Genomic DNA, 13,007 nt, shown 5'->3' on the forward strand with positions numbered 1-13,007 from the left:
AAATAATGTGTACCTTTGTTTTATGATTGAATTACCCGTTATTCCAGTACAACAAACTCAAAGAAAACCCGATTGGTTGCGTGTTAAGCTACCTGTGGGCAAGGAATATCGCCACGTGCGCGGGCTAGTTGATGAGCACAAACTACACACGATATGCGAAAGTGGCAATTGTCCGAATATGGGCGAATGCTGGGGAGCCGGCACTGCGACTTTTATGATCTTAGGCAACATCTGTACGCGCTCATGCTCTTTCTGTGCGGTAGCGACAGGAAGACCATTGGCAGTGGATTTGGATGAGCCGAATCGTGTCGCGCAGTCCGTAAAATTGATGGAAGTAAAACACTGTGTTATTACTTCTGTAGACCGCGATGATTTGAAAGATGGCGGCTCAACAATTTGGGCAGAAACAGTCAACGCTATCCGTCGCGAAAGTCCACAAACGACGTTGGAAACCTTGATTCCGGATTTTAAAGGACAATGGGATAACCTAGATCGCGTTTTGGCGGTTCGTCCGGAAGTCGTTTCGCACAACTTGGAAACCGTTCGCCGTTTAACGCGCGAAGTGCGTATCCAAGCGAAATACGATCGTTCGTTGGAATGCTTACGCAGAATTTCTGAAGCCGGGCTTCGCACGAAATCGGGCATTATGCTTGGATTTGGCGAAACCGAGGAAGATGTAATCGAAGCGATGCGCGATTTGTATGAAGTTGGGGTTGATATTTTGACAATCGGGCAGTATTTGCAACCTACGAAAGGACATCATCCGGTTGTGGAATGGATTACGCCAGCACAGTTCAAACGTTACCAAGAAATTGGTTTGGAAATGGGCTTCAAATACGTAGAATCCGGACCATTGGTTCGTTCTTCGTATCATGCAGAAAAACACCTTTTCGATATGCAATAATCGCACAGCAGATGATTCTTTGTGAAACCACCTATTTTTAGGTAACTTACAGAGGATCATGCAGGGCAAAAGAAAATATATTTTTACAGGAGCAATGCTATTGGCATTGCTTTTTGTTTTGGTAGTGCTCGCCATCGGCTACGCGTATTATATCCACACAAGCGATGATACATTTCCCGAATTATTCACGCGCGTTGCCATTCCCTCGTTAGTTGCATTTGTCCTCTTCTCCATCATATTGCCTTATTTTATTTCTCGAAGCACATTTAATCCGAAATGGCGCTGGTTGAAGGAAGAACATCGCTCCAAATATACAATTACGACAATACAGGTGTTCTTTGCCGTTGTGCTATTTCAACCTATTGCGACAAGTCTACAATATAATGTCGGAAAGCTTTTGCATTTGCAGCGCATCGACGAAATGCCGCCGCACCAACAACCGCAATTTCTATCTTTGGAAGAATGGCATATAGATCGTTTGCGCGTCATTCCTATCCATACCTACGATTATGGAAAATGGTGGAATTACAAAAAAGTACATCTAACCTCGTTATTTCTACTTCCGATTTTTTCCAAAGAAACGGCTTATCGGCAATCTGCAAAAGCTTGGCTTGCCTTTAAATACGAGCATAGCATTTCTGAAGAAGAATTTAAGGATAATGCCGGGCGCCCCTACTTTTCCCAATCGTTAAATCATTTTAAGAAAATCAACGTCGGTGGTTTCTTGTATTTTGAAAGGTATCCGGCCGGAACAGAAAAACAGGTGCTCGCGAAGTTGGCAAGCAACCATTCTTATTTTCAAAGTTCTTATGCAGGTGTTTACCGCGGACAAAGTGTGGATCAGGATTTGATTTCCTTACGTTATGCCCTTTATTTCCTGATTGGATTTCTATTCTTCGCTGTACCGAGTTACTGGATAATTTTCACGCACATGTTACGCGGATCATTTCGATCGGAAGATTAACGTTTAAAAACCGTTTCGCCGCCAACAACTGTACGCACCACTTGAATGCCGCGTAGTTCTTCATTCGGTACGGTCATCATATCTTTCGACAGCATAACGAAATCGGCATCCTTCCCACGCTGAATGCTGCCGCGTTGTGAATCTTGAAAACAAGCATGCGCCGCCCAAATCGTCATTGCCATAAGCGCTTCGCGCCTAGTCAACGCGTTTTTCATTTCATAACCTCCGCTCGGTTCTCCATTGGCATCCACACGCGCTACCGCGGCATGAAAGCTAAACAAGGGATTATAGCTTTCCCCGGGAAAATCACTTCCTATCGCTACCATTCCATAATTATCCACCAAACGCTTCAACGCATACGCATTGCGAATACGATCCGAACCGATGCGATCCGTCGCCCAATACATATCTGTTGTTGCATGAATCGGTTGCACCGAAGGAAAAACACGGAAACGTTTAAACTTTTCGAAATCAGATTCATTAACCACGTTCGCATGTTCGATGCGCCAGCGTCTGTTATTGTTAGTGCCGATATATTTGCCGTACAAATCCAATATTAACCGCGTAGCAGAATCTCCAATTGCGCGTGTACTCAATTGGAACTTGCTATCAGCCACTTCTCTGATGGCCTTTTCCAAATTCTCAGTCGTTTGCAGCAAAAAACCATTATTCGTACTATCGTCGGAATATGCACTCAATAACGCAGCACCGCGCGTACGTAACAAACCATCTGCCGTTAGTTTCACACTACGAATCGTCAATCTGCCATCATCGTAAAAACCACTGCGCATAATCTTGCGAATAGTACGTTGATTATCTTCAATCATTGCATAATTGCGGATTTTGAGTTTCTTATCGGTATAAAGGTTGCGAAGAAATTCCAAGTCCAATTCGTTCACTCCTGCATCTACAATCGATGTTAAGCCAACAGAAAAAAGCAGCTCTTCCGCTTTGGTTAAGGTGCGTAATTCTTCTTCATCGCTGACTTCCGGAATGTGCATACGTACCAATTCCATCGCATTATCCATCAAAACGCCACTCAAATTCCCAACGGAATCTGTAGAAATTAATCCGCCTTCCACATAAAATGCAGAATCAATGTTTGCGATATTTAACGCACGACTATTCACGGAAGCAGCCTGATAATCTACGCGCGATAGATAAACTGGAATATCCGGAAAGTATTTATCTAATGAATCTTTCACTTGAAACGTAGAATCCTTCCATCGATCTTGATCCCAACCGGCGCCGACAATCCAACTGCGATCTGGATGCGCCTTCCGATGTGCATTTAATCGCTGCAATACATCGGCAAATGAATCTGCTCCATACAGGTTAGCCATGTTCAAAGAAGATGCAAAAGACAGAAAATGTGCGTGCGAATCGTAAAAACCGGGATAAATGGCGGCCCCTTCCGCATCCCAAACATCTTTAGCCTGATATCGCTTGAGAAGTTGTTGAGAATTCCCAATCTCTATAAAAACACCTCCACGAATTGCCACGGCATCCGCGATCGTGAAAGCGGAATCTACGGTATAGATCCGAGCATTGTGCACAATCAAATCTACTTCATGATTAGTGGTACAGGAGGTAAATAATGCCAATATGCTGAAGATATACAGGATGAATTTCATGTGCTTTTGTGCTTGGCGCAAATTTACGAAAGAATTGATTGTCATTATAGCCGACAACTCGTGTATTTTGCTATTTTTGAGTTACTAACAAAATTACTTTCTATTATGGAAATCGCCATTATTATCATTGTAGTTATCCTTATTGCCATCGTTTATTACAATAATTTGGTACGGAAGCGAAATCAAGTGGAAAATGCATTTTCTTCCATTGATGTGATGCTCAAAAAACGTTTCGATCTGATCCCCAACTTGGTGGAGGTTGTCAAACAATACACGAACTACGAAGAATCAGCATTGACGAAAATCACGGAACTTCGACAAATTGCTCTAGCCAGCGGAAAAACAGAGAACCGAGCGGAGATTGATCGCGAAATTGCTGCATCTGTTCGTGGCATGATGATTCAAGTGGAAAATTATCCAGATTTGAAGGCTAATCAGAATTATCTCAATCTGCAAAAAACATGGACGGAAAGCGAGGAACAAATTGCTGCAGCCCGACGCGCCTTTAATAGCAACGCAACGGTGTACAACAATGCCATCATGACTTTCCCCGGTAATCTATTCGCTGGCATGTTTTCATTCAAACACCAAGCTTTGCTAGAAACGCCCGCCGAAGAACGCGTTAATCTAAATGCCCGCAACTTATTTAATTCGTAGTGGAGATTAATCAGGGATCTCTTCAGGTGGATATTGCCGCATTGGAGGAACGCCGAGCACGCTTGTTTACAGAAGGTCGACGCGTCCGAATAGCATTTTTTATTGCGTTAGTATTGTGCATTTCTTTGTTTGCTTTCGGATGGCCGGAAGGTGGATTTATCTTTTTGATCGTTGGCGGAATTACGCTTTTAGTATTCAATCAGCTTTTTGTCAATAGAAGAAAGAGTTTTGCCAAAGAAGTCAAAAACACGCTGATTAATAGTGCGCTTGGGCAAGTCGGCTACGGAATCAGGTTATTCCCAGATCGAGGTATAGGTGCCGATGAGTTCAATAAAGCCGAATTATTTTCGAACAACAGTGATCGACATGAATCTGAAGATTTAGTGACAGGAACGTATCACCATACGCCGTTTCACTTCGCAGAAGTTTGTGCAAAATACCGGGATGAAACGACGGATTCAGATGGAAAAAAGAAAGTAAGCTATCAAACCTTTTTTCGAGGAATAGTATTAGCAGCCGATTTCAATAAGAAACTGAAAGGACAAACAATTGTACGTCCGAAACGCGCTGGAATGTTGGGTAATGCTATTGGGGATTTTTTTAATTCTTTCCGTGGTAATGTGGTGCATTTAGAAAACCAGCAGTTTATGCAACGTTTCGTAACTTATGGCAACAACGATATTGAAGCGCACTATGTGCTTACGCCATTATTGATGGAGCGCATTATAGAATTGGAAGATTCTTTCAATAAACGGATCAATCTTTCGTTTGGAAATTCGTCGGTATATATGGCGATTCCGTTTCAGCAAAATTTCTTTGAACCAGCCCTAAACCAATCGCTACACCACAACCAATTTTCGGAAGATGTTGCTTTGGTGAAAAGCATGCTGAATGTGATCGAAGCATTGGATTTGAATACACGCGTTTGGGAAAAATAAAAAAAGGCTTTTCCGCGATTGGAAAAGCCTTTTCACATTCAAAAACAAAATAAAATCTTCGATTAGCAATATTCGTCGAATGCTGCTACCAAGTTATCGGCGATCATTTGAGCCGGACGACCTTCGATCATGTGGCGCTCGATCATGTGTACCAACTGACCATCTTTGAATAAAGCCATTGCTGGAGAAGATGGAGGATAAGGCAACATATATTGACGTGCTCTATCTACGGCATCTTTTTCCATTCCTGCGAAAACAGTCACTAACTTATCTGGATGTTTTCCATTTTTAACAGCTGCCTTTGCTGCTGGACGAGCATTCGCTGCCGCACAACCACAAACAGAATTCACAACAACGAAAACAGTTCCTTCTGAAGGAATGGCAGATTCCACCGCGTCAGCTGATTTTAACTCTTCGAAACCTGCGTCTACAAGTTCTTGACGCATAGGTGCTACTAAATATTCTGGATACATATCTTCTCTAGTTTTGATTGGTACAAATATAACACGAATCCTGCCCGTCGTCAAGCAAATGCAATCAGAACAATGTAAGTTTTGTGTTTTGGATGAAATGAAGAATACGGACGTAGTAAAATTGACATTCTATTTACCTAATCCGATTGATAAGGCACAGCTTTTGCAATTCTAGTTTTATAAAATCAAATACTATGAGTACCATTTCTAAAAATCAGATAAAACCGGAAATCGGGTTACAAGAACGTGATATGGCAAACGTTGCCGAATTCTTGAATAAGCTTTTAGCGGATTATACCGTGTTGTACACAAAAATTAGACATGCACATTGGAACGTGGAAGGTCCGGATTTTCATTCGCAGCACCTTTTCTTCGAAGGAATCTACGATCAATTAGCTGTAAATATTGATGATGTGGCAGAACGTGTTCGTATGTTGGGACATTATGCTGTCGGTTCTTTGGCGAAGTACTTGGAGTTTACCCACTTGTCGGAAATCCAATATACAGGAACGGATAGCAAGGGATTAATCAAAGAATTGACATCAGATTTCGAAACTGTAATTATGGTGATTCGTTCGGGAATTGAGCTATCACAATCAGCGGGTGATACAGGAACGGAGGACTTCTTAACCGGACTAATGGAAGAGCACGAAAAAACAGCTTGGATGCTACGCGCCCACCTATCGTAATAACGATAAACGAAAAATTAGTATAGTTTATTCATAGAAAAGCCGCTAACGAAGTTGATAAAACTTTTGTTAGCGGCTTTCGCTTTATAGTAGGTTTAAGACCTACAAGTGAATTACTTCTCCATAAGCATCAGCGGCAGCTTCCATGATCGCTTCGCTCATCGTTGGATGCGGATGTACCGATTTAATAATCTCATGTCCAGTTGTTTCCAATTTACGTGCAACAACTACTTCCGCAATCATTTCGGTAACGTTTGCTCCGATCAAATGTGCCCCTAGGAATTCGCCGTATTTCGCGTCGAAAATCACTTTCACAAAACCATCTTTCGCGCCTGCCGCAGAAGCTTTACCAGAAGCAGAGAATGGAAACTTACCTACTTTGACTTCGTAGCCAGCATCTTTAGCCGCTTTTTCGGTGTAGCCAACTGAAGCCACTTCTGGCGAGCAGTATGTACATCCTGGAATATTTGTATAATCGATTGCATCTACGTGCAAGCCTTTAATTTTTTCTACACAAGTAATAGCCTCAGCAGATGCTACGTGCGCTAATGCTTGACCTTTTACAATATCACCAATTGCATAAACGCCATCGATATTTGTTTTGTAGAAATCATCCACCAAAACACGACCTTTATCCACTTTAACGCCAACTTCTTCCAAACCTAAGTTTTCGATGTTTGGTGTGATACCAACTGCTGACAATACAATTTCCGCGTCGATCGTCTCCTCGCCTTTCGCCGTTTTGATTTTCACTTTCGAAACATCACCTTTCGTATCTACTCCAGTAACTTCAGATTTTGTCAAGATATCAATGCCTGCTTTTTTCAAAGATTTCTCCAATTGTTTCGAGATTTCTTCATCTTCAACAGGAACAATACGATCCATGAATTCTACGATCGTTACTTTTGTGCCAATCGTATTATAGAAATAAGCAAACTCCACACCGATTGCACCAGAACCTACAACAACCATTGATTTCGGTTGCTTTGGTAAATTCATCGCTTGGCGGTAGCCAATGATTTTCTTACCATCCTGTGGCAAATTAGGCAATTCGCGAGAGCGAGCGCCTGTAGCTAAAATAGTATGTTTAGCGCTGTATTCTTTTGTTGCGCCATCCGCACCTTTTACTTCTACTTTACCACCTTTTTTGATTTTTGCAGTTCCCATGATGACGTCGATTTTATTCTTTTTCATCAAGAACTGAATGCCTTTGCTCATGCCATCAGCAACACCACGGCTTCTTTTTACAATAGCACCGAAATCTGCCTCACCGCCGTTTACCTTAATACCATATTCTTCGGCGTGGTTTAGGTATTCAAAAACCTGCGCACTTTTCAAAAGCGCTTTGGTTGGGATACATCCCCAGTTCAAACAAATTCCTCCAAGCGCTTCGCGTTCTACAATAGCCGTTTTGAAACCAAGTTGAGACGCTCTGATTGCAGCGACGTATCCGCCTGGCCCACTACCAATAACAATAATATCGTAACTCATAAAATTATAACGTTGACGTTTTGATTCTTGTAAACAAATTTATCAAAAATACACTTTTTTGATTTTATATCGGCTAAAATCCATCCCTAAATCGTATTGCTTACAGTAATTATACTTTGAAGGCATGTTCAATTGTCAAGCTTTCGTCAGTTCACGAAATAAACTTCCGCACGCATCGATTAATCCCTTTCTTTGCTATCCATCGAAATTTACTATTTATCTAACATGCTTAGAATTACAAGACAAGTTGCATTATGGGAAGCCATCTCGGCGATTATTTTATTTTTCGTAGCTATGCCGATCAAGTATATTTTACCTCGTTTTATGGAAGTCCCGGAAGATATTAGAATGAATACCGTCCGTATTGCAGGTTCCATCCACGGTTTTCTATTCGTTCTTCTTGTCGTACTGATCGTTGCCTGTTGGCAATCCTACAATTGGAAAATTCAACGCGTTCTGCTGTATATTGTTTTATGTATTCCTCCAATAATCTCCTTCTGGGTCGAACGCGATCTGCAAAAGATCATCAATAAGGAAAAGATATAATACAATTCCGCTTATTTTTCTTCAATACTCCCTATTTTTGTATTCTTGCATAATCAATGTGCGCTATCGCACGAGGTATAGAATATAAACATGGAACACACACGTATTAAAGAGCTGCTGATCGCAGAAAATTTTGGCAAAGAAGTCATCGTAAAAGGTTGGGTTAGAACTTTTCGTAATAATCAATTTATCGCCATCAATGATGGATCGACATTGAATAATATCCAAGCTGTTGTTGATTTTGCTAATACCGATGAGCAACTTTTACGTCGCTTAACGACAGGCGCAGCGATCCGTGTGAAAGGCGAACTCGTGCAATCGCTGGGTAAAGGACAACGCGTAGAGATAAAAGTGACTGAACTGACTATCTTGGGCGATTCCGATCCGGAAAAATATCCTTTGCAACCAAAAAAGCATTCGTTAGAATTTTTAAGAGAAATTGCGCATTTGCGTTTCCGCACTGGCACATTCAATGCTGTATTTAAAGTACGTCATGCATTGGCTTTTGCTGTACACCAATTCTTTAACGAGCGGGATTTCGTTTATATGCACACGCCAATCGTGACGGGATCCGATGCCGAAGGTGCTGGAGAAATGTTTCGCGTAACTACCATCGATTTCGATAATGTGCCACGTAATGAAGATGGTACGGTAAATTATAAGGAGGATTTCTTCGGAAAATCCACTAACTTAACTGTTTCTGGCCAGCTAGAAGGCGAATTGGCGGCTATGGCTTTTGGAAACATCTACACATTTGGCCCAACGTTCCGCGCAGAGAATTCAAACACAACACGTCACTTGGCGGAGTTTTGGATGATTGAGCCTGAAATGGCTTTCTACGAGTTAGAAGACAACATGGATTTGGCGGAGGATTTGTTAAAATACGTGATCGGTTACGCTTTGCAACATTGCCCGGAGGAGATCGAATTCTTGAAAAATCGTTTATTGGAGGAGGAGAAATCAAAACCACAAAACGAGCGTTCGGAATTGAACTTGGTGGAGAAATTGCAGTTTGTGTTGACGAATGATTTTGAGCGCGTAAGCTATACGGATGCTGTAGAAATTTTGAAGCGTAGCAAGCCCAACCAAAAGAAACAATTCAAATATCTGATTGAGGAATGGGGTGCAGATCTACAATCTGAACACGAGCGTTATTTGGTGGAAAAACATTTCAAAAAACCAGTGATCTTGACGGATTATCCGAGAGAAATCAAATCCTTCTACATGAAGCAAAATGAACCGGATGCGCAAGGTCGTCACACCGTTCGTGCGATGGATATTTTGTTCCCGGGAATAGGCGAAATGGTGGGTGGATCTCAGCGGGAAGAAAACCTAGAAAAGTTGTTGAAACGTATGGACGAAGTAGGCATTCCGGAAGAGGAAATGGATTGGTTCTTAGATACGCGTCGTTTTGGATCAGCACCTCACTCCGGTTTTGGTGTCGGTTTCGAACGTTTGGTACTTTTCACCACCGGTATGACGAATATCCGCGACGTGATTCCTTTCCCTCGCACACCGAAGAATGCAGAATTTTAACAAAAGATAATACAAATCGCAATAATAGAAAAGCGAGGTCGGAATTCCGACCTCGCTTTTTACTTATATAATAGTTAGTGTATTTTCTATCTTACTCGCCCACATGGAACTGATCTGCGCGCAGTGAGTTAATCGCACGAATACCTGTATTTCCACCGCCGTCCAAGCTCAAATTAACAGGAGCATTCGTTTTCCAATGTCCACGCGTGAAGTCCGGAAAATTTAGCTGACGGCTCTTTTGTTTCGAAGATTGTATGCTCAACGGAACGATAGCGCTCCAAGAAGCTGCATCGTACACATCTTGATCCAGAGGTAGCCCATTTCGTAAGCAATCGATCAATCGCCAATCCATAATGAAATCCATCCCTCCGTGTCCACCAACTGCTTTTGCTTTTTCACCGATCAACTTGACCATATCTGGCATATATTTATCTTCCAATTGTGCTAATTTTTCATCAGGAATATATGCGTGTCCATTTTTGTAATCACTAAATGACATACCCGTCTTTGGATACTTTTGCGCGAAGCCAGTCGTTCCGCTAAGCATGTGAATGCGCGAATATGGTCTTGGAGAACTCACGTCATGTTGAACCATAATAGATTTTCCTTTCACTGTTCTCATCATCGTTACGTTCATGTTTCCACGATATGATTTACCGACAAATGGTTGGAATTCCGGATGCTCTTCGGCTAACTCTTTCGCTTTGCGCGCCATGTTGAAATCGCCGCTTTGCACGTTTACGATAGTTTCTAATTGATCTCCACGATTGATATTTAAACACTGTGCAATCGGCCCAATGCCATGTGTAGGATACAGATTACCGTGCAATCGGATATTCTCTTTCAATCGCCAAAAATCGTCGTAATAGGTTTTGCTGAAATTAAGGTCAAGAAGATCGTGGATGTAAGCGCCTTCCGCATGAATCAATTCTCCGAATAAACCTTTTTGCGCCATGTTCAGTGTTAGTAATTCAAAAAAATCATAGCAACAATTTTCCAGCATCATGCAATGCTTTTGTGTTTTCTCTGATACACGAACGACTTCCCACAATTCATCCATCGTCAGACCAATCGGCACTTCACATCCTACATGCGATCCATTTTCCATCGCAGCGATAGCTATTGGCGCATGCAAATCCCAAGGCGTACAAATGTAAATGAGATCACATTTCGCTTCTGCGACCAGCTTCTTCCAACCATCATTACCCGAATATTGCTTCGGTTCGGGCAATCCTGCTTTAACCACTTTTTGTTGTTCTTTGGCAACTCGATCCGCATGCCGATCACACAATGCGACAATTTCCGCGCCCTCGATGTAAGTAAACCGCGTTATCGCTTCCGTTCCGCGGTTGCCCAATCCGATAAATCCAACTCGAACTCGATCTATCTTCGGCGCGCGAAAGCCCGACATATTTGTACCAGTTTTGAATGACTGACTTGATGCAATATTTGGCAACGATAACGCCAGTCCGGATAATAATCCAGCTTGCCTTAAGAATGAACGTCTTGATGAATCCATAATAGGTGTTTATAAATGTGACTATTGTTATGTTTCGGTTTCTCAAAACCAACACAACCTCTGTGAAGCAAGTATAAACGATTTATTAGAGATATTAAAGGCACGATCGAACGCAAACGTTTGTGTAATCTGTTCTTGTGTAGCTCGCACACGACATTCGTCCTAAACTATGAAAATATGAACTACATATCCGGAACTCCTAAATCTAGAAAATTACCTAGAATTGGAAACTAACTCCTAGCGATCCACTAGCATGCGTCATGTTAGCACCGTTGAATTGGGTAGTGAGCTCCCCTCGGCTTCTTGTGTATAACTGATCTAATCCAGTCTTTGTAAATGCATCAGCATAAGTACCAACCAGCTCAATAGCAATCGTTGGAGTTATATCGTACCCCAAACACAGTATCCCGTTATGTTTCATACCAAGTGCGCTGTGTCTAAAACTTACAGGCTGCTGAAAATCCTCAATTAAGTTCCAATTAGCTTTAGCTTTATAGTCGTACAGACCAAATCCATAGGTTGCAGATCCATAAAAGTTAATATAGCGAAAACCAAGTTCTAATGCAGCTTGCCCACCATACCAATCCGTTTGGTACGTCGTACGTAAATCAAGATTTTGGCTAGCATCGGGGAGTGGTAACAAAAACAATTCGTTGCCAATTTGTTCATATCCCAATAGAATTTTAGGAGAAATTATGCCCAGCTGTGGTAACGCGTACCGAAGGGAAGTACGGAAATTGTAGAAATATCCATCGTCGCTACTAAATCGTTCGTCATAGAAAGAATTGGTTCTATTATCCCCGCTGTAGTCAGTATCCCGTACTTTACCTGATTTCGTATCCATGAAATTGCCCTCCAGCAAAACATCAAATTGAGGTGCAATCTTGAATGCCGCATCGAGACCGTAGTTGATTCCGCTTACCTGCTTCCAGATTAACTCAGAGTAAATATTTGGATCCGTTCCCATCGTATTACCCGCGATTGACCAATCTAAGTTTTGAACGCCATATCCAACGCGAACACCACCCTTGAAAAAAGGTTGTTGCCCCACTGCCGTGATACAAGAAAATAAACATACGAACAAAATTATTGCCTTTGCAATATGTTGAAATTGAAGGATCATCGTTTCTAGATCGTTTAGAATGACAAGTTACAATATTTATGCCGTATGTCGACAAAACAGATAAGGTCGATCGCGTTAATGATTGGTAAAGTTTTAAGACAAGAAAGGTGTTGATTAGCAACGTTCGTTGCGCGAAGTAACGTTATCGGGATGGAAGGGTTGACATGGTCGTACAGCAAGAAGTAATAGTAACTTCAAGCGTGAGTTTATTTTATAAATGCTGCCTCCCTACGAAATCGCTAATCTTCGCCAAGTAGGAAATCATCTATTGGAGGTAGGGATTGAAATAATAACGGGCATCAAAGGCATTTACTCTATTCTAAAATAACCTGTGTAACCCCTTAACTAGTATCGCTGGCCACGAATAACTACTATCATTCGAATATAGAAATGTAAACCTATAAACACAAAAAAGCCCTTGCGATTAAGCAAGGGCTTTTAGTATAAAATTAGGCACCGACCTACTCTCCCACCTGTTACGGCAATACCATCGGCTCTGGCGGGCTTAACTACTCTGTTCGGAATGGGAAGAG

The 13,007-nt window shown here is 41.8% G+C and carries 12 protein-coding genes and 1 rRNA gene; 7 read left to right on the plus strand and 6 right to left on the minus strand.

Going from position 1 to position 13,007, the window contains the following annotated elements:
- Window positions 1–22 precede the first annotated feature (22 nt).
- Both lipA and ACFSQ3_RS15820 read left to right on the plus strand, forming a co-directional pair.
- Window positions 23–904: a lipoyl synthase gene (gene lipA / locus ACFSQ3_RS15815; RefSeq protein ID WP_380870548.1), complete on the plus strand. Its 882-nt coding sequence runs from the start codon at window positions 23–25 to the stop codon at window positions 902–904.
- A 58-nt stretch (window positions 905–962) separates the two neighbouring features.
- Window positions 963–1,868 (plus strand): hypothetical protein, encoded by a 906-nt coding sequence (locus tag ACFSQ3_RS15820; RefSeq protein WP_380870549.1) that lies wholly within the window; start codon window positions 963–965, stop codon window positions 1,866–1,868.
- Here the strand turns inward: ACFSQ3_RS15820 and ACFSQ3_RS15825 are convergent.
- Window positions 1,865–3,502, minus strand: a complete 1,638-nt coding sequence (locus ACFSQ3_RS15825) for an amidohydrolase (protein WP_380870550.1) — start codon at window positions 3,500–3,502, stop codon at window positions 1,865–1,867. The genes ACFSQ3_RS15820 and ACFSQ3_RS15825 overlap by 4 nt on opposite strands.
- A 105-nt stretch (window positions 3,503–3,607) precedes the next feature.
- Here ACFSQ3_RS15825 and ACFSQ3_RS15830 point away from each other — a divergent pair, with 105 nt between their 5' ends.
- Both ACFSQ3_RS15830 and ACFSQ3_RS15835 read left to right on the plus strand, forming a co-directional pair.
- On the plus strand, window positions 3,608–4,159 hold the full coding sequence (locus ACFSQ3_RS15830) for a LemA family protein (RefSeq protein WP_380870551.1): 552 nt from the start codon (window positions 3,608–3,610) through the stop codon (window positions 4,157–4,159).
- Entirely contained in the window at window positions 4,159–5,097 is a 939-nt protein-coding gene (locus ACFSQ3_RS15835) for a DUF3137 domain-containing protein (protein WP_380870552.1), read from the plus strand. The genes ACFSQ3_RS15830 and ACFSQ3_RS15835 overlap by 1 nt, the downstream gene beginning before the upstream one ends.
- A gap of 62 nt (window positions 5,098–5,159) precedes the next feature.
- On the opposite strand, the gene ACFSQ3_RS15840 is transcribed toward ACFSQ3_RS15835, so the two are convergent.
- On the minus strand, window positions 5,160–5,570 hold the full coding sequence (locus ACFSQ3_RS15840) for a BrxA/BrxB family bacilliredoxin (protein WP_380870553.1): 411 nt from the start codon (window positions 5,568–5,570) through the stop codon (window positions 5,160–5,162).
- Between the two features lie 194 nt (window positions 5,571–5,764).
- On the opposite strand from ACFSQ3_RS15840, the gene ACFSQ3_RS15845 reads away from it, so the two are divergent.
- On the plus strand, window positions 5,765–6,259 hold the full coding sequence (locus ACFSQ3_RS15845) for a Dps family protein (protein WP_380870554.1): 495 nt from the start codon (window positions 5,765–5,767) through the stop codon (window positions 6,257–6,259).
- A gap of 102 nt (window positions 6,260–6,361) precedes the next feature.
- On the opposite strand, the gene lpdA is transcribed toward ACFSQ3_RS15845, so the two are convergent.
- Entirely contained in the window at window positions 6,362–7,750 is a 1,389-nt protein-coding gene (lpdA, locus tag ACFSQ3_RS15850) for a dihydrolipoyl dehydrogenase (RefSeq protein ID WP_380870555.1), read from the minus strand.
- A gap of 225 nt (window positions 7,751–7,975) precedes the next feature.
- Between lpdA and ACFSQ3_RS15855 the strand changes: the two genes are divergently transcribed.
- Together ACFSQ3_RS15855 and asnS are read left to right on the plus strand one after the other, a co-directional pair.
- Window positions 7,976–8,296: a DUF3817 domain-containing protein gene (locus ACFSQ3_RS15855; protein ID WP_380870556.1), complete on the plus strand. Its 321-nt coding sequence runs from the start codon at window positions 7,976–7,978 to the stop codon at window positions 8,294–8,296.
- Between the two features lie 90 nt (window positions 8,297–8,386).
- A complete protein-coding gene (gene asnS / locus ACFSQ3_RS15860) occupies window positions 8,387–9,832 on the plus strand; it encodes an asparagine--tRNA ligase (RefSeq protein WP_380870557.1) in 1,446 nt (481 codons plus the stop codon).
- Between the two features lie 91 nt (window positions 9,833–9,923).
- On the opposite strand, the gene ACFSQ3_RS15865 is transcribed toward asnS, so the two are convergent.
- The 3 genes from ACFSQ3_RS15865 to rrf all read right to left on the minus strand — a co-directional run.
- Complete coding sequence (locus ACFSQ3_RS15865) at window positions 9,924–11,351, minus strand: Gfo/Idh/MocA family protein (RefSeq protein ID WP_380870558.1); 1,428 nt, start codon at window positions 11,349–11,351, stop codon at window positions 9,924–9,926.
- 217 nt (window positions 11,352–11,568) lie between these two features.
- Window positions 11,569–12,474 carry a hypothetical protein gene (locus ACFSQ3_RS15870; RefSeq protein ID WP_380870559.1) on the minus strand — a complete coding sequence of 302 codons (906 nt, stop codon included), beginning with the start codon at window positions 12,472–12,474 and terminating at the stop codon, window positions 11,569–11,571.
- Window positions 12,475–12,922: 448 nt separating this feature from the next.
- Window positions 12,923–13,007: ribosomal RNA gene (rrf, locus tag ACFSQ3_RS15875) — 5S ribosomal RNA — on the minus strand; the annotation flags it as partial.

The sequence above is a fragment of the Sphingobacterium corticis genome, assembly GCF_042684745.1.
Taxonomy (GTDB): domain Bacteria; phylum Bacteroidota; class Bacteroidia; order Sphingobacteriales; family Sphingobacteriaceae; genus Sphingobacterium; species Sphingobacterium corticis.